Annotated in this window: 19 protein-coding genes and 1 pseudogene; 13 read left to right on the forward strand and 7 right to left on the reverse strand. The window is 72.4% G+C overall.

The features are described from left to right. Window positions 1–231: 231 nt before the first annotated feature. Entirely contained in the window at window positions 232–1764 is a 1533-nt protein-coding gene (locus tag MMF93_RS10335; RefSeq protein WP_423835589.1) for an MFS transporter, read from the reverse strand. Between the two features lie 275 nt (window positions 1765–2039). On the opposite strand from MMF93_RS10335, the gene MMF93_RS10340 reads away from it, so the two are divergent. The 6 genes from MMF93_RS10340 (at window position 2040) to MMF93_RS10365 (ending at window position 8967) form a co-directional block, all read left to right on the forward strand. Beyond that, window positions 2040–2624, forward strand: coding sequence for a TetR family transcriptional regulator (locus tag MMF93_RS10340; RefSeq protein ID WP_341483242.1), 585 nt, complete (start codon window positions 2040–2042; stop codon window positions 2622–2624). A 155-nt stretch (window positions 2625–2779) separates the two neighbouring features. After that, on the forward strand, window positions 2780–4039 hold the full coding sequence (locus MMF93_RS10345; RefSeq protein ID WP_242750899.1) for an alpha/beta hydrolase: 1260 nt from the start codon (window positions 2780–2782) through the stop codon (window positions 4037–4039). 134 nt (window positions 4040–4173) lie between these two features. Then, window positions 4174–5055 (forward strand): DUF4429 domain-containing protein, encoded by an 882-nt coding sequence (locus MMF93_RS10350; RefSeq protein WP_242750901.1) that lies wholly within the window; start codon window positions 4174–4176, stop codon window positions 5053–5055. Beyond that, on the forward strand, window positions 5052–6707 hold the full coding sequence (locus MMF93_RS10355) for a sensor histidine kinase (RefSeq protein WP_242750903.1): 1656 nt from the start codon (window positions 5052–5054) through the stop codon (window positions 6705–6707). The genes MMF93_RS10350 and MMF93_RS10355 overlap by 4 nt, the downstream gene beginning before the upstream one ends. Then, entirely contained in the window at window positions 6704–7438 is a 735-nt protein-coding gene (locus MMF93_RS10360; protein ID WP_242750904.1) for a response regulator, read from the forward strand. Before MMF93_RS10355 ends, MMF93_RS10360 begins: the two co-directional genes overlap by 4 nt. A 341-nt stretch (window positions 7439–7779) precedes the next feature. After that, window positions 7780–8967 (forward strand): alpha/beta hydrolase, encoded by a 1188-nt coding sequence (locus MMF93_RS10365; protein ID WP_242750905.1) that lies wholly within the window; start codon window positions 7780–7782, stop codon window positions 8965–8967. Between the two features lie 267 nt (window positions 8968–9234). Here MMF93_RS10365 and MMF93_RS10370 read toward each other — a convergent pair. Further along, window positions 9235–9684: pseudogene (locus tag MMF93_RS10370) on the reverse strand (MerR family transcriptional regulator); the annotation flags it as partial. A 90-nt stretch (window positions 9685–9774) separates the two neighbouring features. On the opposite strand from MMF93_RS10370, the gene MMF93_RS10375 reads away from it, so the two are divergent. Continuing rightward, entirely contained in the window at window positions 9775–10590 is an 816-nt protein-coding gene (locus MMF93_RS10375; protein WP_242750906.1) for a serine hydrolase domain-containing protein, read from the forward strand. 37 nt (window positions 10591–10627) lie between these two features. On the opposite strand, the gene MMF93_RS10380 is transcribed toward MMF93_RS10375, so the two are convergent. Continuing rightward, the gene (locus tag MMF93_RS10380; protein ID WP_242750908.1) at window positions 10628–11308 is read right to left on the reverse strand and encodes a pirin family protein; all 681 of its coding nucleotides are present in this window, start codon (window positions 11306–11308) and stop codon (window positions 10628–10630) included. A gap of 91 nt (window positions 11309–11399) precedes the next feature. Between MMF93_RS10380 and MMF93_RS10385 the strand changes: the two genes are divergently transcribed. From MMF93_RS10385 to MMF93_RS10405, 5 genes are all read left to right on the forward strand, one after another. Next, on the forward strand, window positions 11400–12584 hold the full coding sequence (locus MMF93_RS10385; protein WP_242750910.1) for a PucR family transcriptional regulator: 1185 nt from the start codon (window positions 11400–11402) through the stop codon (window positions 12582–12584). Window positions 12585–12684: 100 nt separating this feature from the next. Next, window positions 12685–13626 (forward strand): ACP S-malonyltransferase, encoded by a 942-nt coding sequence (locus tag MMF93_RS10390; protein ID WP_242750911.1) that lies wholly within the window; start codon window positions 12685–12687, stop codon window positions 13624–13626. Between the two features lie 26 nt (window positions 13627–13652). Beyond that, the gene (locus MMF93_RS10395) at window positions 13653–14690 is read left to right on the forward strand and encodes a ketoacyl-ACP synthase III (protein ID WP_242750913.1); all 1038 of its coding nucleotides are present in this window, start codon (window positions 13653–13655) and stop codon (window positions 14688–14690) included. A 72-nt stretch (window positions 14691–14762) separates the two neighbouring features. Then, window positions 14763–15008, forward strand: coding sequence for an acyl carrier protein (locus MMF93_RS10400; RefSeq protein WP_242750914.1), 246 nt, complete (start codon window positions 14763–14765; stop codon window positions 15006–15008). A 131-nt stretch (window positions 15009–15139) separates the two neighbouring features. Next, window positions 15140–16405, forward strand: coding sequence for a beta-ketoacyl-[acyl-carrier-protein] synthase family protein (locus MMF93_RS10405; protein ID WP_114021849.1), 1266 nt, complete (start codon window positions 15140–15142; stop codon window positions 16403–16405). A gap of 122 nt (window positions 16406–16527) precedes the next feature. Here the strand turns inward: MMF93_RS10405 and MMF93_RS10410 are convergent, their stop codons facing one another. Together MMF93_RS10410 and MMF93_RS10415 are read right to left on the reverse strand one after the other, a co-directional pair. Then, window positions 16528–17445, reverse strand: coding sequence for an NAD(P)-dependent oxidoreductase (locus MMF93_RS10410; RefSeq protein WP_242750916.1), 918 nt, complete (start codon window positions 17443–17445; stop codon window positions 16528–16530). 144 nt (window positions 17446–17589) lie between these two features. Next, window positions 17590–18084, reverse strand: coding sequence for a DUF3145 domain-containing protein (locus MMF93_RS10415; RefSeq protein WP_114021851.1), 495 nt, complete (start codon window positions 18082–18084; stop codon window positions 17590–17592). Window positions 18085–18390: 306 nt separating this feature from the next. Between MMF93_RS10415 and MMF93_RS10420 the strand changes: the two genes are divergently transcribed. Beyond that, the gene (locus MMF93_RS10420; protein ID WP_242750918.1) at window positions 18391–19359 is read left to right on the forward strand and encodes an SGNH/GDSL hydrolase family protein; all 969 of its coding nucleotides are present in this window, start codon (window positions 18391–18393) and stop codon (window positions 19357–19359) included. A 137-nt stretch (window positions 19360–19496) separates the two neighbouring features. Here MMF93_RS10420 and MMF93_RS10425 read toward each other — a convergent pair whose 3' ends face one another. Both MMF93_RS10425 and MMF93_RS10430 read right to left on the reverse strand, forming a co-directional pair. Continuing rightward, entirely contained in the window at window positions 19497–19925 is a 429-nt protein-coding gene (locus MMF93_RS10425; RefSeq protein WP_114021853.1) for an organic hydroperoxide resistance protein, read from the reverse strand. A 186-nt stretch (window positions 19926–20111) separates the two neighbouring features. Continuing rightward, the gene (locus MMF93_RS10430) at window positions 20112–21161 is read right to left on the reverse strand and encodes an NADP-dependent oxidoreductase (protein ID WP_242750919.1); all 1050 of its coding nucleotides are present in this window, start codon (window positions 21159–21161) and stop codon (window positions 20112–20114) included. Window positions 21162–21230 lie beyond the last annotated feature (69 nt).

A 21230-nucleotide genomic window follows, 5' to 3' on the forward strand; every position in this document is an offset into this window, starting at 1 on the left:
GGGACAGGTGGCGGAGTTATCCACAACTTGCGAGTTATCCACCGTCCCGGTGCCACCGGGCCGCCCTGACCAGGGCGCGCACCGCGATGTCGGGTGCGCGCCATGACCTCGGGTGCGCACCATGACGTCGCATGCGCGCCATGACCTCGGACGCGCGTCATGACCTCGGACGCGCGCCACCGCGCCGGGTCCATGCGGCGGCGCCGTACCGCGCCGCCGCCCCGTACCGCGTCAGATGTGGACCGAAGGCCCCGCGTCGTTCGTGCCCCGGCTGGTGAAGACGGCGACGCCCGCGGCGAGCACCGCGACGATGCCGGCGCAGACGAAGGCCAGGCCCATGCCGGAGATGAACGAGTCGTGCACCACGCGCTCGATCGCGTCGGCCACCTGCGCCGGGGTGCCCTTGGGCGCGGGCGGGGCCATGCCCACCTCGGCGGCCTTCTTGAGCGCCGCCTCCTTCTGCTCGGGCAGCGGCGGCAGCTTGGCCTCGGCCCACTTCTGCGGCAGTTCGCTGCCGACACGGGAGGCCATCACGGCGCCGAGCACGGCCGTACCCAGGCTGCCGCCGACCTGCATGGCGGCCTGCTGGAGACCGCCGGCGACACCCGCGTGCTGCAGCGGCGCGTTCCCCACGATCACCTCGGTGGCGCCGACCATGACGGGGGCGAGCCCCAGGCCCAGGAGCGCGAACCAGACGGCGGTGATGCCCATGCCGCTGTCGGCGTTCAGCGAGGAGAGGCCGAACATGGCGATGGCCGTGAGCACCATGGCGGCGACCAGCGGGATGCGCGGCCCCACTTTGGTGATGACCGTTCCGGCCAGGGGCGAGGCGACGATCATCATGGCCGTCAGCGGCAGCAGCCGCAGCCCGCTGTCCACCGGGGAGAGGCCGTTGACGTTCTGCAGGTAGAACGTGACGAAGAAGAGGCCGCCCATGAAGCCGAAGGCCATGAGCACCATCAGGACCGTGCCGGCGGTCAGCGGGATCGAGCGGAACATGCTCATGGGCAGCAGCGGTTCCTTGGCCCGGGTCTCCCAGAAGCCGAAGGCGGCGAAGGCCAGCACGGAGACGGCCAGGAAGCCGATCGTCTTGGGGTCGCCCCAGTGCCATTCGGGGGCCTTGATGATGGCCCACACGAGGCAGAACATCGCCACGGAGAGCAGCACGACGCCCAGCAGGTCGAAGGAGCGTGGGGCGTTCTCCGAGCGCCGGTCGAGCAGCAGCACGAGGCCCATCACGAGGGCGAGGGCGCCGACGGGGACGTTGATGAAGAAGACGGATTCCCAGTTGACGTGCTCGACCAGGAGGCCGCCGACGATGGGTCCGGCGGCGGTGGAGGCACCGATGACCGCGCCCCAGATGCCGATGGCCGCGTTCAGCCGCTCGGCGGGGAAGGAGGCGCGCAGCAGTCCCAGGGCCGCGGGCATCAGCAGCGCCCCGAATATGCCCTGCAGCACACGGAAGGTGACCACGAGCGCGACGCTGCCCGAGACCCCGATGGCGGCGGAGGCGGCGGCGAAGCCGACGACACCGACGAGGAACGTCTGGCGGTGGCCGAAGCGGTCACCGAGCTTGCCTGCGGTGATCAGCGCGACGGCGAGTGCGAGCAGGTATCCGTTGGTGATCCACTGGACGTCGGAGAGCGAGGCGCCGAGGTCCTTTTGGATGGCGGGGTTGGCGATGGCGACGATGGTCCCGTCGAGGGCGACCATGGTGACGCCGAAGGCGACGGTGACGAGGGTCAGCCACGGGTGCCCGCGCATCCCCTTCCGGGTGCCCCCTTCTCCGCCTTCGAGGCCGGCTGGGTCCGGCGCGTCGGGCGCGACGGTGCTGGTCTGGGTGCTCATGAGCGCGAGCGTAATGACAGTCGCTGACAATTGACAAACGGAATTATTCGCCGGTAAATGTCAGTCAGCGCTCACGTATCGTGAGCGGACCGTTGGCGTCCGGCACGGGAGAGGAAGTCCGGTACGGGAAGGAAGTGACATTGACGGGCCTGCGTGAACGGAAGAAACAGCGCACAAGGGACGCTCTGGTCGTGGCGGCCCACGAGCTGTTCGTCACGCAGGGATACGACACCACCACCGTGGACCAGATCGCGGAGGCCGTCGACGTCTCCCAGCGCACCTTCTTCCGCTACTTCACGAACAAGGAAGAAGTCGCGCTGTTCGTGCAGGACATGGTAGAGGCCTGCTTCTACGAAGCCGTGTGCACGGAACCGCCCGGCACTCCGCCCCTGGAGTGCCTGCGCCGCACCCTCAACGACGTCTGGGACGAGGCCGGCCGCGCCGTCGAGGAGATCGTCCCGCTCGACCTGCACCTGAAGATGTGTCAGGTCGTTGAGACCACTCCCTCGCTGCTGGCCGCACACCTGCGGCACTCGCTGCTGATGGAGGAGAAACTCGTCCAGGAGATCGCCCGGCGCACCGGGGTGGACGCCGAGGTGGACCCCCGTCCGCGCGTTCTGGTGGCGGCGTTCTCCGGAGTGATGCGCACCGCGGCACGGCAGTGGGGCACGCGGGAGGGCGCCTCGCTGGAGACCGCCCGCGAGGTCACCCGCGACTACGTGGCGCAACTGGGCCCCGCGCTGACAGGCGACTGGGGCCGGGAACGCCGCCCGTAAACCGCCCGGACCAGGGTCCCGATTGCACAGGGTGAGCACTTCCCCGTACGGATGCGCCACCCTGACCCGAACGCCTTGTAGGAAACGTGAGATGACTCACGCGGGCCTCGTCCGTGCCGGGTCGGACATCGCGCATCTCCTAGGGTGTCGCCCCAGTGACTTACTTCTCCGCTCTAGGCAACCCGCTGTCCGGATCAGGCCTCCCCCCGTCGGGAGCCCCGGGCTCCACCGCCTGGCGCGCGCTGCTCGCCCTGGCCGTCGTCCTCGTGCTGCTGGCGACGACCGGCTGGACCGCTGTGCGCAAGCACCACGCGGACGCGGGGCCCCGCGCGGCGGCCCTGCTCGCCTGGGAGAAGGGCAGCCTCGCCGGGCGTCCGCTGCCCGACCCCGACGCGTCCGCAGGCCGCATCTCCCGCTACTTCGCGCGCCTCGACGCGGCGCAGCGGCGCACACTCGCCGAGCGCTATCCCCTGGTCGTCGGCAACCTCGCGGGCGCCCCCGTGAAGCTGCGCTACCGGGCCAACCACACCGCGCTCAGGCAGGCACGCGCCGTCGAGACCAGGCGGATGACGGACGAGCGGCTGACCGACGAGGGCCGCCAGGACGCGGGGCGCCGGATGCACCGCTTCACCTCGATGCTGGACGACGGGCGGCAGATCCTCGCCTTCGACCCGACGGGACGCGGTCGTGCCGCCGAGGTCTTCGGGGACCTGGCGCACGCCCAGCGCGTGTCCGTCGTCGTTCCCGGGGTCGACACCGAGCTGCTGACCTTCGAGAAGTCCGCGCGCGAGTACTCGGCACCCGCGGGGATGGCACGCGCGCTGCACAACCAGCAGCGGGACGAGGCGCCAGGGGTGCGCACCGCGACCATCGCGTGGGCCGACTACACCGCGCCCGTCGGGCTCGGTGTCGACGCGGCGTCCGGCGAGCTGGCCCAGGACGGTGCCGTACGGCTCAACCGCCTGGTGCGCACTCTGCCCGTCGCCTCGGACGAGGCCTCCCCGAAGGTCTCGCTCCTGTGCCACAGCTACGGCTCCGTGGTCTGCGGCCTGGCCGCGGACCGGCTGCCGCACAGCGTCACCGACATCGCCGTCGCGGGCAGTCCCGGCATGCGCGCGGACAGTGCCTCGGAACTCGGCACCGGCGCGCACGTGTGGGCGATGCGGGATCGCGACGACTGGATCGCGGACGTGCCGCACATGGATGTGGGCGGCCTGGGGCACGGCGCCGACCCGGTCGCGGACGGTTTCGGCGCGCGCCGTCTGTCGGCCGCGGGCGCCGTCGGGCACACCGGGTACTTCGTGCCGCACACCCGCAGCCTGCACAACCTCGCCGCGGTCGGTACCGGCTCGTACGAGGACGTGACGTGCGCCCCGTCCGACCCGGAGTGCTCCTTCGTGCCTGAGCCACACTGAGGTGTCCACGGATGCGGCGGCCCCGTCCGAGCGGGCGGACCCGGCGCCGCCCCGGGACGTGTCACCACCGCGACGGGGGCGCGGAGCAGGCCGAGACCAGCGGAAGGGGGACGCGCGGGCGACCGCCGCATACGATGACCCACATGGGTGACGTACTGGCTGGAATTCACTCCACCTGGGAGTTCGCAGCGGACTCCGTGCTCATCCGCTTCGAACGGGGGATTCGCACGCCCAAGCTCTTCCAGGTGCTGTCGGAGCGGCGTGTTCCGTACGAGGCGCTGAGCGCCGTCGAGCTGTCCCCGGGCAGCAAGCGCGGCACCGTCGTGCTGCGCGCCGTGCCCCGCCAGGGCGCCGATCCTCTGCTGGAGGCGGCCGCCGGGCAGCTCAAGGAGGGCAGCGACCCCTACCGCCTGGTGCTGCCCGCCGAGCGCGAGACCCTGGCCGACTACTACGCGACCGAGCTGCGCGCCGTGCTGCCCGAGGAGGCCGCCAAACCGGCCGAGCAGTATCTGGTCGCCGCACCGTCCGCGCCGCAGAGCTTCAAGGCCTACGACGGGAAGGCCTCATTCGACGGCAGCGTCGTCGCCTTCCGCTGGTTTTGGACAGGCGCCTCCACCGCCAAGTGGAAGGCGGGTGACCAGTTCTTCCCCGTAGAAGAGCTGGAGGGCATCGAGTGGCGCTCCCCCGAGGGCGCCGGCGGCCACCTGCGGCTGCGTGCGCGCGGCGCCGAGGTCCTCGTGGACGCCGACCACGACCCGGCCTCCGTGGTGTTCGGGCTCGGCTACGGGCCCGTCTACGAATCGCTGCCGTTCGCCGCCTCCGTCCTGGAGGCGGTACGCGCCGCCGATCCCGCACCGGAGAGCGTCTGCACGAGCACGCCGACGGTCACACGCCAGCGCTCCGACCCCGCAGACGTGGCGACACGCATCCGCCACCTCGGAGAACTGCACGACGCCGGGCTGCTGACCGACGAGGAGTTCACGGCCAAGAAGGCTCAGCTCCTGGCGGAGCTGTGAGCGGGCGCAACCTCGCGTCCTCCCTCACCGAAGGGCTGCGCGGCCTGGGCTCAGCGCTGGCCACCCCGGCGGCCTCCCGGGAACCGCTGCTGCGCCACGCGTCGTCGCGGTGGGTCAGGTCGCTGCCCTACGCGCTGGCGTTCGGCTTCGGCGCCGCCCTGCTCCCCTCCACCGCGCAGCTGCTGTCCACCGACTACGGGCTGCACGGCAGCTGGGCGGGCGCGCTCGGGGTGGCCCAGGTGGTGCCGCTGCTGCTCGCCGTGACCCGGCCGCTGCCCGCCTGGTGGCTCATCTTCACCGCCGACGTCCTCGGCGCACTGCTGCTGCTGGTCACGGACCACACCGCGGGCCGCCCCTGGCCATGGACGCCGATGGTCCTCGTGGGCTACCTGCTGCTGTGCCTGGCACTGGCGCTGCGGGAGAGCCGGCGCACCCTGCTGGCCGTCTGGCTGGTCACCGTCGTCGCCTCCCTCGCGCTCGGAATCGTCGCCCCCGAGCGCAGCGAGGGATCGAACGTGCTGCTGATCGTGCTCAGCGGCGCGACACTGCTGCTCGGCGCCACCCTGCGGGAGCGGGCCGAGGCCCAGCGGCGGCTCGCCGAGCAGGAGACCATCAGCGAGACCGAGCGCGCCCAGCGCACGCTCCTGGAGGAACGCACCCGCATCGCCCGCGAACTGCACGACGTCGTCGCCCACCACATGTCGGTCATCACCGTCCAGGCGGACAGCGCCCCCTACCGGATCGCGGGCCTGCCGCGGGAGGCGAGCGAGGAGTTCGGAGCCATCGCCGCGGCGGCGCGCGAGTCGCTGACCGAGATGCGGCGCCTGCTGGGTGTGCTGCGCAGCGAGAACGCACACTCGGAGCGCGCACCCCAGCCCGGCCTGGAACGGCTGGAACAGCTCGTGGAGGCCACGGTGCGAGCAGGCGTCCCCGCCGAACTGCACCTCGACCTGGCCGACGGACAGGACGGTGCGCCCGGTGGCGGCCCCGGCCCCGCGCAGACCGTCACGCTGTCGGCGTACCGCATCGTCCAGGAGGCGCTCGCGAACGTCGTGCGGCACGCGCCCGGGGCAGCCACCCGCATCTCGGTGACCGTCCGGGAAAGCGGGAGGAGCGGACGAGAAGGGAACGGCGGGGACGGCGGGGACGACAAGAGCGGCGCAAGGGAGAACAGAAGCGGCGCAAGGGAGAGCGGAAACGGCGAGCGTCCGGACGCGAAGGGCGCAAGGGAGGACGAAAGCAGCGGGCCGGAGGACCGGAACGGCGAGCCGGAGGACCGGAACGGCGAGCGGGACGACGAAAACCGCGGGCCGGAGGACGAGAACGGCGGCCGGGAGGCCTCGCTCTTCGTCCTCGTCGTCAACGGGCCCTCCCCCGCACCCGAGGGGCCGCCGCTGGAGACGTCCGGCACCGGGCACGGCCTCGTGGGCATGCGCGAACGGGTGCGGCTGGTGGGCGGGGCGCTGGAGGTCGGCCCGCTCCCGGACGGAGGTTTCCGTGTCGCGGCCCGGCTGCCGCTGCATCCGCCCGCCGGAACGCCGATGGAGCCGTCCGGCGTCCTCGGCGACGAGCGGCACCACGGCGCGAAGGACGCCCAGAAACGCGCCGCACTCTCATCCGCACCGCACACGAAGGACACTCCCCCGGCATGAACGGCACCGGCACGCCAGGATCCTCCCCGACGGACACGGTGACCCGCGTGGTCATCGTCGACGACCAGGCCATGGTGAGGGCGGGATTCGCCGCGCTGCTGGCCGCGCAGAGCGACATCGACGTCGTGGGCGAGGCGGCGGACGGCACAGCGGGCGTGGAGGTGTGCCGTACCGTCCATCCGGATGTGGTCCTGATGGACGTGCGGATGCCGCGGCTGAACGGCCTGGAGGCGGCGCGAGCGCTCCTCGAACCTCCCCGCGGCGTCGTCCACAGGCCCAGGGTTCTGATGCTGACCACGTTCGACGTGGACGACTACGTCTACGAGGCGCTGCGGCTGGGCGCGAGCGGCTTCCTCCTCAAGGACGCGCCGCCCGCCGACCTGATCGCCGCCGTACGGGTGGTGGCCGAGGGTGAGGCCCTGCTGGCGCCGTCGGTGACCCGGCGGCTGATCGCGGAGTTCGCCCGGCAGCGGCCGCCCTCCGTCACCCGCAAGGGCCGTTCCCCGGCGCCACAGCTGCGGCTAGGGGACCTCACCGAGCGGGAGACCGAGGTACTGGGGCTGCTGGCGCGCGGACAGTCCAACCAGGAGATCGCCGCCTCGCTCGTCCTGGCGGAACAGACGGTGAAAACTCACGTGAGCCGCATCTTCGCCAAGCTGGCCCTGCGCGACCGCGCCCAGGCGGTCATCTTCGCGTACGAGTCCGGTCTCGTGGCGCCCGGCGAGCAGTAGCCGGGCCGCCGCCCGGCACGGGCCCCGGGCACCACGCTCCGGGCACCACGCTCCGGGCTCCGGCGCCGACTCCGAGTGCCGGCTGCCTGAGGGGGACACGGAACGCCGGCCCCGGGCCCCGGAAGGAACTCGGGACGCCGGCCCCCGGAGGGAACACAGGGCACCGGGCGCGGCTCGGGTGTCCCCTACTCTCGTACCTCCCCCTACCCCCGTAGCACGCGCGGAGTTGGCTCTCCGGCGTGACGCCCCGGGCGCGAGCGGGCCCGCACCCTCTTCCTCTCTCCCGCCGACGCGTCTCCCGCCGACGAGACGGGCGGGAGACAGGAGGAGAGGGACCTGTCATGAAGCGCCGCCGCAAGCGTGCCCTGCTCGCCGCCCCGCTGGTCGCGGCGGTCTTCGCGGGAACGACGGGCGTCACGAGCGGTACGGAGCAGACCCCGGTCACCGGGCCGCCCCCCGGAGCCGCCGCCTGGCGCGCGGACCATTCGCTGGGGCGCACGCTGCCCGACCCCGCTACCGCGGGACCCGAACGGGTCGCCACGTTCTTCGCCGGGCTGGACGAGGAGGAGCGCGGGGCGCTGGTGCGGCGGCATCCGTTGACGGTGGGGAACCTGGACGGGGTCCCCCTGGGCATCCGGTACCAGGCGAACCGGGTGGCGCTCAAGAGGGAGCGGGCGCGGGCACGGGTGCTGGCCGATGCTCCCTCGGGGACGCGAGGCGACCACAGCCAGGCGCGCGAGAAGGCCGAACGGTACGGCGAACTCCTCGCGCCGGGGCGGCAGATCCTCGCCTTCGACCCGCGCGGGCGCGGGCAGGTCGCCGAGGTCTACGGAGATCTCGCGCACGCCGGGAGGACCGCGGTCGTGGTGCCGGGATCCGACATCGACCTGCACAACTTCGACGACGGCGGCGCCAACCGCTACGGCAGACCCGCAGGAATGGCCGCGTCCCTGCGGGCGGGGATGGCGCGGCGCGCGCCCGGCGCCCGCGTCGCGGTGGTCGCCTGGGTCGGTTACACGACCCCGGTCGGACTCGGTACGGACGCGGCGACCGGGCGGCTGGCCGAGGCGGGCGCGCCGCGCCTGACCCGTTTCCTGCACGGCCTGACCCGCACCGGGGTGACCCCGCCCGCCGTGCTGTGCCACAGCTACGGCTCCGTGGTCTGCGGGCGGGCCGCGCCCGGGCTGGGCAGCGAGGACGCCACGGGTCTGCTCGTCTTCGGGTCGCCGGGGATGCGCGCGGGATCGGTCTCCGCGCTGCGCACCCGTGTGCCGGTGTGGGCCGCGCGCGCTCCGGGGGACTGGATCGCGCGCGTGCCCCACGTGCGGTTCCTGGGCCTGGGGCACGGTGCCGACCCGACGGGCGCCGCTTTCGGCGCCCGTGTCGTGACAGCCGACGAGGCGGAAGGGCACAGCGACTATCTGCGTCCCGGCACCGACTCGCGCGCCAACTTCGCCGCCATCGCCGTGGGGGCGTATGACGCGGTGCGCTGCGCGCCGTCCTCGCGCCAGTGCGCCGACGCCCGTTAGCCCTTCTCGCGCCGGGCGCGGACTCCCGCCCCGGCTTCGGTCGCCCGGCCGGCTGTCCGCCGGGCTGCGGTCCTACCCGGGCACGGTGGTCCTGCCCGCCGGCACCTCGCTCGTCCGACCGGCCGACACCTGGCCCGTGGAGGCGTGGCCCGCACCCGAAGAGGCGTGGCCCGCGCTCGTGGCGGGCGGCGTCGCGGTCCCGCGCTCGGAGGTCTCGCGGGGGGACGGTTGCGCCGACACCGTGCGGGCCGCGGGCAGGCGGCCGGTCTTCCGGGAGTAGTGGTCGATCTTGTAGTCGAGCACGTCGAGGGTGTCGCGCAGTTCCGCGATCCTGGCCAGTACGCCCTCGCGCGTGTCCTCCAGGAGGGACTGGCGTTCCGCTACGGTCCGCTCGCCCTGGCGCACCAGCTCCGCGTAGCGCACCATGTCCGCGACCGTCATGCCGGTCAGCCGCAGTTTGCCGACCAGGTCCAGCCAGTCCAGGTCGCGGTCGGAGAAGCGGCGCTGCCCCGTGTGGGATCTGTCGACGTGCGGCATCAGGCCGATCCGCTCGTACCAGCGCAGGGTGTGCGCGCTCAGTCCGGTGAACGCCGCGACCTCGCTGATGGTGTACCTGTCGCTGCCGTCCGGCCGCGGGCGGCCCTCGTGCCGGGCGGCACACTGCGCGGGCGGTGCCGCTTCCGGACTCGTCCGTCTCTGCGTCTCGGTCACACTCACCAGTGAACGGTACGAAGTTGGAGTGCACTCCAGGCAAGAGCAAAGGGAGGCCAAAATCGGCGGCGGAGTGCTGCCGTTAGGCTCGTGAGCATGGAGAGCCTGCGGATGATCGAGACCTGGCCGGTGCCGAGCGCGGCGGCGGCCGTCGTACGGGCGGACGGCAGCGTGGCCGGGAGCCAAGGGCCCGCCGCGCAGCGTTTCGCTCTGGCCTCCGTCACCAAGCTGCTGTCCGCTTACGCCGTGCTGATGGCGCTGGAGGAGGGCGCCGTCGAGCTGGAGGAGCCGGCGGGGCCCGAGGGGGCGACGGTGCGGCACCTGCTGGCCCACACCTCGGGGCTCGCCTTCGACGAGCACCGCACGCAGGCCGATCCCGGCACCCGGCGGATCTACTCCAACGCGGGTTTCGAGGCGCTGGCCGCGCACGTGGCCGAGGCCACCGGGATCCCTTTTTCCGCGTACCTGCGGGAGGGGGTGCTGGAGCCGCTGGGCATGGCCTCCACCGAGCTGGACGGGTCGGCAGCCAAGGACGCCGTCTCCAGCTGCGCCGACCTGACGCGGTTCGCCGCCGAACTCCAGTCCCCCACGCTGCTGGACCCTTCGACGGTGCGGGAGGCGACCTCGGTGGTCTTCCCCGGTCTGAACGGTGTGCTGCCCGGGTACGGCAACCAGAAGCCGAACGACTGGGGGCTCGGATTCGAGATCCGTTCCGCCAAGTCGCCGCACTGGACGGGTGAGACGTCCTCGCCGCGCACGTTCGGGCACTTCGGGCAGTCCGGAACGTTCCTGTGGGTGGACCCGGAGGCGGGCGCCGCCTGTGTGGCGCTCACCGACCGGGCCTTCGGCCCGTGGGCGGTCGAGGCGTGGACGCCCTTCACGGACGCCGTCCTCGCCGAACTGCGCGGCTAGCGTCTGCGCCCGGTCTGGCACAAACCTCGCGCGGAGTTCAGCCGTAACGGGGCTCCGCGTGCATCTCCCACAGCAGCAGTTCGGCTCCGCCGCGGGCGCACAGCTCCCGCTCCCGCGGGTCGGTCAGCCGCGCCGCGTCGCCCTCGTGCAGCACCGTGTCGCCACCGTCGAGCAGCGCCTGGCCGCGGGCCACGTGCACGTAGCCGAAGGCCGCGTCCGGCACTGCCGTGCGCTCCCCGTCGGCCAGCCGCCGCACGTGCAGCACCGCTTCGGTGCGGGGCAGCGCGAAGGGGGTGTTGTCCGCGATGCCGCGCACGACCTCGTACTCGGGTTCGGTGCCGAAGGCGCCGGGCACCAGCCACATCTGTACGAACCGCAGGGGTCCGCTCCCGGCGTTGCGTTCGGTGTGCCTCACGCCGCTGCCCGCGCCGAGCCGTTGCACGTCCCCGGGGCGCACGACCGCGTCGCGCCCGGCCGAGTCGCGGTGTTCGAGCTCGCCTTGGAGGACCCAGGTGACGATCTCGATGTCCCGGTGCGGGTGCTGCGCGAATCCCGCGCCCGGCGCGAGGCGTTCCTCGTTGCAGGCCACGAGCAGTCCGAAGCCGACGTTGCCGGGGTCGTAGAACCCGGAGAAGGAGAAGGCGTGCCGGGTTTCGATCCCGGCCTCCGCCTCGCCGCCGCGGTACCGGTCAGCGGCCCGCCACACCACCTGTGCCATGCGCCCCACCGTAGTCCCGGACGCGGGGAGGGTGCGGCTGCCGTCCGCCCCCCGCAGCCGCGCGGCGCGCCCGGTAAGGCAGGCTTGTCCCGTGCCCGAAGCCACAGATCCACCCCAGCACCCGCATCTGGCGACCCTGCGCAGGCTGGAGCAGTCCTCCGGGAAGCTCGCCGCCGCCGCCATCGCGCGCATGGACGAGCAGTTGCCCTGGTACCGCGCGATGCCGCCGGAGAACCGCTCCTGGATCGGCCTGGTGGCGCAGGCGGGCATCGCGGCCTTCACCGAGTGGTTCCGGCATCCGGAGACCCCGCAGGCCATCAGCACCGACGTCTTCGGGACGGCGCCGCGCGAGCTGACGCGGGCGATCACGCTGCGGCAGACCGTGGAGATGGTGCGCACCACCATCGAGGTCGTCGAGGCGGCCATCGACGAGGTGGCCGCGCCCGGTGACGAGGCGGTGCTGCGCGAGGCGCTGCTGGTGTACGCCAGGGAGATCGCCTTCGCCACGGCGCAGGTGTACGCGCAGGCGGCGGAGGCGCGCGGCGCCTGGGACGCGCGCCTGGAGTCGCTGGTGGTCAACGCGGTGCTCTCCGGGGAGGCCGACGAGGGCGCCGTGTCGCGGGCTGCGGCGCTGGGCTGGAACTCGCCCGAGCACGTGGCCGTCGTGCTGGGAACGGCGCCCGACGGGGACAACGAGCTGACCGTCGAGGCGATCCGGCGGGCGTCCCGGCACGCCAAGCTCCAGGTGCTCACGGGGGTGCTCGGCAGCCGCCTGGTGGTGATCGCGGGCGGTTGCGACGATCCGCTCAAGGCCGCCAAGTCGCTGATCGGCCCGTTCGCGGCGGGGCCTGTGGTGGCAGGGCCCGTGGTGGGCGATCTGCTGGCGGCTCCCCGTTCCGCGCAGGCCGCGATGGCCGGGCTGAAAGCGTGTGCGGCCTGGCCTGACGCCCCCCGGCCCGTGCTGGCGGACGATCTGCTGCCGGAGCGCGCGATGGCCGGTGACCCGGTGGCGCGGCAGCTGCTGGTGGAGGAGATCTACAGGCCGCTGGAGGAGGCGGGATCGGCGCTGCTGGAGACGCTGAGCGTCTATCTGGAGCAGGCGAGTAGTCTGGAGGGTGCCGCGCGGATGTTGTTCGTGCACCCCAACACCGTCCGCTACCGGCTGCGACGTGTGACGGACGTCACCGGCTGGTCGCCGTCTGATGTGCGTTCCGCCTTCACGCTGCGTATCGCGTTGATCCTGGGGCGTCTCGCCGACTCCGGCGGCCAGCCGTAGGCTTGCGGGCACGTTTTGTGGAAGGCCCACAAAACCCCTCACCGTTCTTCGTCTCGGTCCCCACCGGTCGAGACGCCTGTTCACAGGAGAGAGTGAAAGAGTGCTCGTACTCGTCGCTCCCGGCCAAGGTGCCCAGAAGCCCGGCCTGCTGACCCCCTGGCTGGAACTGCCCGGCGCCGCCGACCGGCTCGCCCAGTGGTCCGCCGCCATCGATCTCGACCTGGTGCACTACGGCACCGAGGCCGACGCCGACGCGATCCGCGACACGGCCGTCGCCCAGCCGCTGTTGGTCGCCACCGCCCTGTTGTCGGCCTACGAACTGCTGGAAGGCGAGCCCACCGCGCAGGCGCCGGGCAAGGCCGCAGGCGTCGGCGCGTTCGCGGGGCACAGCGTGGGTGAACTGGCCGCCGCGGCGCTGGCCGGGGTTCTCACCCCCGTCGAGGCGCTGCGCGTCGTGCGGGCCCGCGGCACGGCGATGGCCGAGGCCGCCGCCGTGAGCGAGACCGGCATGTCGGCCGTACTGGGCGGCGACCCGGAGGCGGTCACCGCACACCTGGACAAGCTCGGGCTGACCCCCGCCAACAGGAACGGCGCGGGACAGATCGTCGCCGCCGGCACCGTCGAGCAGCTCGCCGCGCTGGCCGAGGACCGCCCGGAGGCGACGCGAGTGCGGCCGCTGCAGGTCGCCGGCGCCTTCCACACCGACCACATGGCGGGCGCCCTGCCCGCCGTGGAGGCGGCCGTCGCGGACGTCACGCCCGGCACCCCGCTGAGCCGCTACGTCTCCAACTTCGACGGCTCCGTCGTCACCAGCGGGCCCGAGGTCGTGCGCCGGCTCGTGCGCCAGGTCTCCGCGCCGGTGCGCTGGGACCTGTGCATGGACACCTTCCAGGAGCTGGGCGCCACGGCGCTGATCGAGCTGTGCCCCGGCGGCACCCTCACCGGACTGGCCAAGCGCGCCCTGCCGGACGTGGAGAGGCTGGCGCTCAAGTCGCCCGACGACCTCGCCGCGGCGCGGGACCTGCTCGCCGCCCACACCTGAGTCCGAGACCAAGGAGTCCCGAGAGCATGACCGCGAAGATCAAGCCCGCGCAGGGCTCCCCCTACGCGCGCATCCTCGGTGTCGGCGGATACCGTCCGACCCGCGTCGTGGAGAACGAGGAGATCCTCAAGCACATCGACTCCTCAGACGAGTGGATCCGCTCCCGCTCGGGCATCGCCACCCGGCACTGGGCAGGCCCCGACGAGACGGTCGCCGAGATGACCCTGGAGGCCGCGGGCAAGGCCGTCGCGGACGCGGGGATCACGGCCGCGCAGGTGGGCGCGGTCATCATCTCGACCGTCTCCCACTTCAAGCAGACCCCCGCCATCGCCACCGAGATCGCCGACCGGATGGGCGCGGGCAAGGCCGCCGCCTTCGACATCAACGCGGGCTGCGCGGGCTTCGGCTACGGCCTCACCCTCGCCAAGGGCCTGGTCGTCGAGGGCAGTGCCGAGTACGTGCTGGTGGTCGGTGCCGAGCGGCTCTCCGACCTGACGGACCTGACGGACCGCTCCACGGCCTTCCTGTTCGGGGACGGCGCCGGCGCGGTCATCGTCGGCCCCTCCGACGAGCCCGCCATCGGCCCCTCGGTATGGGGCTCGGAGGGCGACAAACGGGACGTCATCTCGCAGACCGTGCCGTGGGACGACTACCGGGTGGGTGACGTCTCCCAGTTGCCCGTCGACGAGAAGACCGGCGAGCTGAGGTTCCCCGCGCTGCGCCAGGAGGGCCAGACGGTCTTCCGCTGGGCGGTCTTCGAGATGGCCAAGGTCGCCCAGCAGGCACTGGACGCCGCCGGGATAGCGGCCGAAGACCTCGACGTCTTCATTCCGCACCAGGCGAACATGCGGATCATCGACTCGATGGTCAAGACTCTCAAGCTGCCCGAGCACGTCACGGTCGCCCGCGACGTGGAGACCACGGGCAACACCTCGGCCGCCTCCATCCCGCTGGCGATGGAGCGGCTCCTGGCGACGGGGAAGGCCAAGAGCGGCGACACCGCACTGGTCATCGGCTTCGGGGCGGGTCTCGTCTACGCAGCCACGGTCGTTACTCTCCCCTAGTCACCATCCGAGCAGCCCCGCACGACAGGGTCGGGCGCTGCGGACTCACCGCAGACACGAAGGAGCGCCGCAATGGCCACTCAGGAAGAGATCGTCTCGGGCCTCGCCGAGATCGTGAACGAGATCGCCGGTATCCCCGCCGAGGACGTCAAGCTGGAGAAGTCCTTCACCGACGACCTGGACGTGGACTCGCTGTCCATGGTCGAGGTGGTCGTGGCCGCCGAGGAGAAGTTCGGCGTGAAGATCCCGGACGACGACGTCAAGAACCTCAAGACCGTCGGCGACGCGACCGACTACATCCTCAAGCACCAGGACTGACCGACGCGGCAGCGCCCGCCCGTACGGCGGCGCTGCCCGACGCGGCAGAACTGGCAAGACCGTTGACGCGTTTGTCGCCACCCGGCTCCGGGTGGCTCAAACGAGTCACCCCTACCGTGGAGAGAAATCCAGTGAACGCGACCAAGACTTCCGTGGTCGTCACCGGTATCGGCGCAACCACACCGCTGGGTGGCGACAGCGCATCGACCTGGGAAGGACTCGTCGCCGGACGGTCCGGTGTCGCACGCCTCCAGGAGGAGTGGGCCGCCGACCTGCCCGTGCAGATCGCCGCCAGGGCCGCTGTCGAGCCGGGCGAAAGCATTCCCCGCCCCCAGGCGCGGAGGCTGGACCGCTCGGCGCAGTTCGCGCTGATCGCCGCCCGTCAGGCGTGGGCCGACGCCGGCTTCACCGCCCGGGCCGGCGAGGAGACGAGTGTGGACCCCGACCGGCTCGGAGCCGTCGTGGCGTCCGGCATCGGCGGGGTCACCACCCTGCTCGACCAGTACGACGTGCTCAGGGAGAAGGGCGTCCGCCGCGTCTCCCCGCACACCGTGCCGATGCTGATGCCCAACGGCCCCTCGGCCAACGTGGGCCTGGAGGTCAACGCGCGCGCCGGTGTCCACACACCGGTCAGCGCCTGCGCCTCGGGGTCCGAGGCCGTCGGCTACGCGATCGAGATGATCCGCAGCGGCCGGGCCGACATCGTGGTCGCGGGCGGCACCGAGGCGGCCATACACCCGCTGCCGGTCGCCGCGTTCGCCAACATGATGGCGATGTCCAAGAGCAACGACGACCCGCAGGGCGCCTCCCGCCCCTTCGACACGGACCGCAACGGTTTCGTGCTGGGCGAGGGCGCGGGCGTGATCGTCCTGGAGTCGGCCGAGCACGCGCGGCGCCGGGGCGCGAGGGTCTACGTCGAGGCCGTGGGCCAGGGCATCTCCGCCGACAGCCACGACATCGTGCAGCCGGAGCCCTCGGGCAACGGCATCGCGCACGCACTGGAGAACCTGATCTCCAGGAACGACATCGACCCGGCCGAGATCGTGCACATCAACGCGCACGCGACCTCCACCCCGGCGGGCGACCTGGCGGAGCTCAAGGCGCTGCGCAAGGTGTTCGGAGACGACATGGACCACATGGGCATCTCCGCGACCAAGTCGATGACCGGCCACCTGCTGGGCGGCGCGGGCGGTGTCGAGACGGTGGCCACGCTGCTGGCGCTGCACCACCGCACGGCCCCGCCCACGATCAACATCAAGAACCTGGACCCGGAGGCCGACGGCGACATCGTGCGTGACACCGCGCGCGAGCTGCCAGACAGCGGCAGGATCGCCGCGCTGAACAACTCCTTCGGCTTCGGCGGCCACAACGTGGTGCTGGCCTTCCGCACGGTCTGACGCACACCTCCTGCGACGGGTGGGGGCGGTCTCCGGTGAGACCGCCCCCACCCGTTCCACGTTCACGACACCCGTTCCGCGTTCACGACACCCGTTCCGCGTTCACGACACCCGTTCCGCGTTCACGACGCGCCGCGGGCGTCGCCCCTGCCGTGGTCGGAGGAGGTGAAGGACGCGAAGAACGAGGCGGCCGCGTCGTCCGCGCCGTGCCCCTGCGCCTCCGCCCTGCGCAGCCGCTCGGCGAGCGCCGGGGTCGCGTCCAGCCGCACGCCCGCCTTCTCGGCGGCACGGGAGATGAGGTCGGCGTCCTTGCGGGCCCCCGAGAGCGGGAAACTCGCCTCGTAGGCGCCCTCCAGGATCAGCCGGGCCTTCGCATGCAGGTACGGGACGTCCAGCGGGCCGCCCGCCACCGCGCCGAGTACGTCGCGCGGGTCCACGCCCAGCCCCTCGGCGAGCGCCAGCGTCTCGGCCGTGCCGTTGATGAGGGTGAGGACCCAGTTGTTGAGCACGAGCTTCAGCCGGCTCGCCGCCCCCGGCTCCTCCCCCAGCCACCGGGTACGGGCACCGATCGCGTCGAGGACCGGCGCGACCCTGGCCTCAAGAGCCGAAGGGCCGGAGACCAGCACGGTCAGCTCCCCCGCCTCGGCGGGCTCCCTGGTGCCGAGCACCGGCGCGTCCAGCAGCCGCAGCCCGTGCTCCTGGGCGAACTCGGCCAGCGGCACCAGCCCCTCCGGGCCGACCGTGCCCGCCTGGATCCACGGCGTTCCCTCGGCGGCGCCTGGCGCGGCGGCGCGCATGACCTCCAGCGCGGCGGGTCCGTCGGTCAGGACGGTCAGGACGGCGTCGGCACCCCGTACCGCCTCGGCCGCCTCATGCGCGACGGTGACCCCGTCGCCGGCCAGCGGCTCGGCCCGCCCCCTCGTACGGTTCCAGGCGCGGACCTGAAGCCCGGCGGCGGCCAGGTTGCGGGCCATGGCGGCGCCCATGATGCCGGTGCCGAGCACGGCGACCGAGGACAGTGGAGAAGTTTCGTCAGCCATGCGGGAACCGTAGAGGCTGCGCCGCGCGCCCGCCCCGGCGGCACGCACCCCACGACGGTCAGGCCGGCAGGCGAGCGTCACACAACGCGTGCGGTCACCGGCACAGCCACCCGAAGGGGTGAGGGCGCTCGGGGGAGTGCGGGGTCAGACGACCTGGTGCAGCCAGCGGACCGGGGCGCCTTCGCCGGCGTAGCGGAACGGCTCCAGTTCGTCGTCCCAGGGCTTGCCCAGCAGCTTGGCGATCTCGGCCGCCAGGTCGCTCTCGCCGCGTCCGGCGCGGGCGACGGCGGCGCGCAGCCGGTCCTCGGGGATGAGGATGTCACCGTGCATGCCGGTGACGGCGTGGAAGATGCCGAGTCCCGGCGTGGAGCTGTAGCGCTCGCCCTCCGCCGTGGGGCAGGGCTCGGAGGTCACCTCGAAGCGCAGCAGGTGCCAGCCGCGCAGCGCGGAGGCCAGCTTGGAGGCGGTGCCGGGATCGCCCTGCCAGGAGAACTCCGCGCGCCAGGTGCCGGGCGAGGCCGGCTGTCTGATCCAGTCGAGATTGACGCGGGCGCCCAGGACGCCCGCGACGGCCCACTCGACGTGCGGGCACAGGGCGCGGGGCGCCGAGTGGACGTACAGGACTCCACGTGTCGTCACCGGGACCTCCAGTGCGCTGCGAAGGTCGCCACCGGGCGGCCTCGATCATCTCTCGGTCACGCGCCGGAAGAGCGCCTGACATTTTGCACCACCGGTCACTTCCCTACCAGCTCCCGAGGTTACGAATAGTAAACACCACTGCGCCCAATTCTCCCCGAAAGGGACAGGTTATGACGCGAGGTAATATGTGTTCCGTCGCTGTGCCCGCGGTCGCTCCGGCTTCACCGGCTGCGGAACAAGCTACCGCGCGGCGGCGCACGGTAGGTGACGTACCGTCGGTAGGGCACCAGCGAAACAGGGGGTCGCATGCCGGACAGTCACGAGGCGGCGAACACGCGTCCCAGCCGGCCCGAACCTCCCCGCCCACGGCGCTCCCGCACCGCTGCCATCTGCGCTTTCGTCCTCGTCACCGTCGCCGGTCTCGTGCTGGCCGTGGCCTGCGGCGGCACCCCGGACGGAGGCGACCGGGACGGCGCACAGCGCGCCGACGGCTCCACGCGCCCCCCTGCCAAGCCCAGCCCGCGCCGCGTCTGGGACCGCTCGCCCGCCTCGCTGGCCGCCGTGGGGGACTCCATCACCCGCGGCTTCGACGCCTGCTCGCTGCTCTCCGACTGCACGCGGGTCTCCTGGGCCACCGGAGAGGCCGACGACGTCGACAGCCTCGCCCGGCGGCTGCTGAGCGACCCGAAGGGCAAGAGCTGGAACTACGCCGTCAGCGGCGCCGTCGTCGCCGACCTCCCGCAGCAGATGCGCAAGGCCGCCGCGAAGGAACCCGACATGGTGACGGTGATGAGCGGCGCCAACGACGCCTGCCGCCCCACCGTCGAGCAGATGACCGGCGTGGCCGACTTCCGCGCCGACTTCCGGGAGTCCCTGCACGTCCTGCGCTCGGCCTCACCCTCCACGCAGGTCTACGTCTCCAGCGTCCCCGACCTCAAGCGGCTGTGGCAGCAGGGCCGCACCAACCCCATAGGCCAGCGGGTGTGGGGGCTGGGCATCTGCCAGTCGATGCTCAAGGATCCGCAGTCGATGGAGGCGGCGGACAAGCAGCGGCGGCAGCGGGTCCACGACCGGGTCGTCGCCTACAACACCGTCCTCGAGCAGGAGTGCGCGAAGGACCTGCGCTGCCGCTACGACAACGGCGCCGTCTTCGACTACCGCTTCACCCCCGCCGAGCTGAGCGACTGGGACTGGTTCCACCCCAGCAAGGAGGGCCAGCGCAGCCTCGCCGAGCTCGCCTACGAGGAGATCACCGAGAAGCGCCCCACGGGCTGAGACGCGGTGCGCCCCACCGGATGACACCGGTGGGGCGCTGCTCGGACAGTCCGCCGTGCGGGCGGGGGACGCCACCCACGCTGCGGCGTCCCCGCCCCGGCGCCCGACGGGCGTTCCGGAGCCGGGCGAGCCGGGGCTCAGCCGACGTGGAGCGTGACCTCGATGTTGCCGCGGGTCGCGTTGGAGTACGGGCAGACCTGGTGGGCCTTGTCCAGCAGGTCCTTGGCCGTGGCCTCGTCCACGTTCGGGATGGTGGCCTTGAGCGCGACGGTGAGGCCGAAGCCGCCCTCGGGAAGGTTGCCGATACCGACCTCGGCCGTGACGGTCGAGCCGGTGATGTCGGCACCCTCCTTGCGGGCCACGACACCGAGCGCGCCCTGGAAGCAGGCGCTGTAGCCCGCCGCGAAGAGCTGCTCGGGGTTGGTGCCCGCGCCGCTGCCACCCATCGACTTGGGCGGGTTGACGACGACGTCGAGCTGACCGTCGTCGCTGGCGACGCGGCCGTCACGGCCGTTCTCCGCGGTGGCGACGGCGGTGTACTTGACGTCGATGGGCTGGATTGCCATGAATGTCCTCCTGTTGGTGGCACAGCCGGGGGAACTCGCGCCCCTGTCCCCGCCGGTGCGATGACCAGCGTATGCGCTGTGTCCACCGGCGCGGCAGCCAGCCCCGTGCCTCCTCAGCGGCCCCGTGCTTCCCGTGTGTCCCGGGCGGCCCGTGCGTTCCCCGCAGCCGCCCGCGTCCCCGGTGGCTCAGTCGCCGAGGGTGACGATCATCTTGCCGATGTTCTCCCCGCGCAGCAGGCCCAGGAAGGCGTCCAGGGTGTTCTCCACGCCCTCGACCACCGTCTCGCGGTACGCCAGCTCGCCCGAGCGCACCCAGGCGGAGACCTCCTGCACGAACTGCGGCTGGAGGTCCTGGTGGTCCATGACCAGCAGACCCTCCATCCGGAACCGCTTGGCGATGATCTGGGACAGGTTGCGCGGCGCCGGAGTCGGCTCGGTGGCGTTGTACTGCGAGATCATGCCGCACACGGCGATCCGGCCGTGGAGGTTGAGGGCACCGATGGCGGCCTCCAGGTGTTCACCGCCGACGTTGTCGAAGTAGACGTCGATACCCTCGGGCGCCGCCTCCCTCAACTGCTCGGCGACCGGGGCCTTCTTGTAGTTGATCGCCGCGTCGAAGCCGTACTCCCCCGTCAGCACCTCGACCTTCTCGTCCGAGCCGGCGGAGCCGATGACCCGGGAGGCGCCCTTGAGTTTGGCGATCTGGCCCACCTCGCTGCCGACCGCGCCGGCGGCGCCGGAGACGAAGACCGCGTCGCCCGGCTGGAAGCCGGCCACCCGGACCAGACCCGCGTACGCCGTCAGGCCCGGCATCCCCAGCACGCCCAGGTACGTCGTGAGCGGCGCGGCCTCGGGGTCGACCTTGGTGGCGCGCTTGGCGGCGAGCGTCGCGTACTCGCGCCAGCCCAGGTCGTGCAGCACGTGATCGCCCGGCGCGAAGCCGTCCGCGCGGGAGGCGAGGACGACACCGACCGCGCCGCCGTACATCGGCTCGTTCAGCTTGTAGGGCGCGACATAGGACTTGGCCTCGCTCATCCGACCGCGCATGTACGGGTCGACGGACAGGTGGATGTTGCGCACCAGGATCTGGCCGTCGGCGGGCTCGGCGACCGGCTCCTCCCGCAGGGCGAAGTCGTCCGGAGTGGGCCAGCCCTGCGGGCGCGCCGTCAGGTGCCAGGCACGGCCGGTCTCCGGGAGGCGGCCGGTGCCGGAGTGGGCGGAAGCGGGTGGGGTCACGGTGGCGCCCTTCCTCGTTGTTTCAGGTGCTGAAACAACCTTGCGCCTGAATATTTCAGGTTGTCAAGC

Source organism: Streptomyces tubbatahanensis (assembly GCF_022699385.1).
Lineage (GTDB): Bacteria > Actinomycetota > Actinomycetes > Streptomycetales > Streptomycetaceae > Streptomyces > Streptomyces diacarni.

Excerpts from the sequence above, each read along its gene's own strand:
- MMF93_RS10335 (WP_423835589.1), bottom strand. The coding sequence starts at position 1,764 with ATGCGCGGGCACCCGTGGCTGACCCTCGTCACCGTCGCCTTCGGCGTC.
- MMF93_RS10350 (WP_242750901.1), top strand. The coding sequence starts at position 4,174 with ATGACCCACATGGGTGACGTACTGGCTGGAATTCACTCCACCTGGGAG.
- MMF93_RS10360 (WP_242750904.1), top strand. The coding sequence starts at position 6,704 with ATGAACGGCACCGGCACGCCAGGATCCTCCCCGACGGACACGGTGACC.
- MMF93_RS10365 (WP_242750905.1), top strand. The coding sequence starts at position 7,780 with ATGAAGCGCCGCCGCAAGCGTGCCCTGCTCGCCGCCCCGCTGGTCGCG.
- MMF93_RS10375 (WP_242750906.1), top strand. The coding sequence starts at position 9,775 with ATGGAGAGCCTGCGGATGATCGAGACCTGGCCGGTGCCGAGCGCGGCG.
- MMF93_RS10380 (WP_242750908.1), bottom strand. The coding sequence starts at position 11,308 with ATGGCACAGGTGGTGTGGCGGGCCGCTGACCGGTACCGCGGCGGCGAG.
- MMF93_RS10395 (WP_242750913.1), top strand. The coding sequence starts at position 13,653 with ATGACCGCGAAGATCAAGCCCGCGCAGGGCTCCCCCTACGCGCGCATC.
- MMF93_RS10400 (WP_242750914.1), top strand. The coding sequence starts at position 14,763 with ATGGCCACTCAGGAAGAGATCGTCTCGGGCCTCGCCGAGATCGTGAAC.
- MMF93_RS10410 (WP_242750916.1), bottom strand. The coding sequence starts at position 17,445 with ATGGCTGACGAAACTTCTCCACTGTCCTCGGTCGCCGTGCTCGGCACC.
- MMF93_RS10420 (WP_242750918.1), top strand. The coding sequence starts at position 18,391 with ATGCCGGACAGTCACGAGGCGGCGAACACGCGTCCCAGCCGGCCCGAA.
- MMF93_RS10425 (WP_114021853.1), bottom strand. The coding sequence starts at position 19,925 with ATGGCAATCCAGCCCATCGACGTCAAGTACACCGCCGTCGCCACCGCG.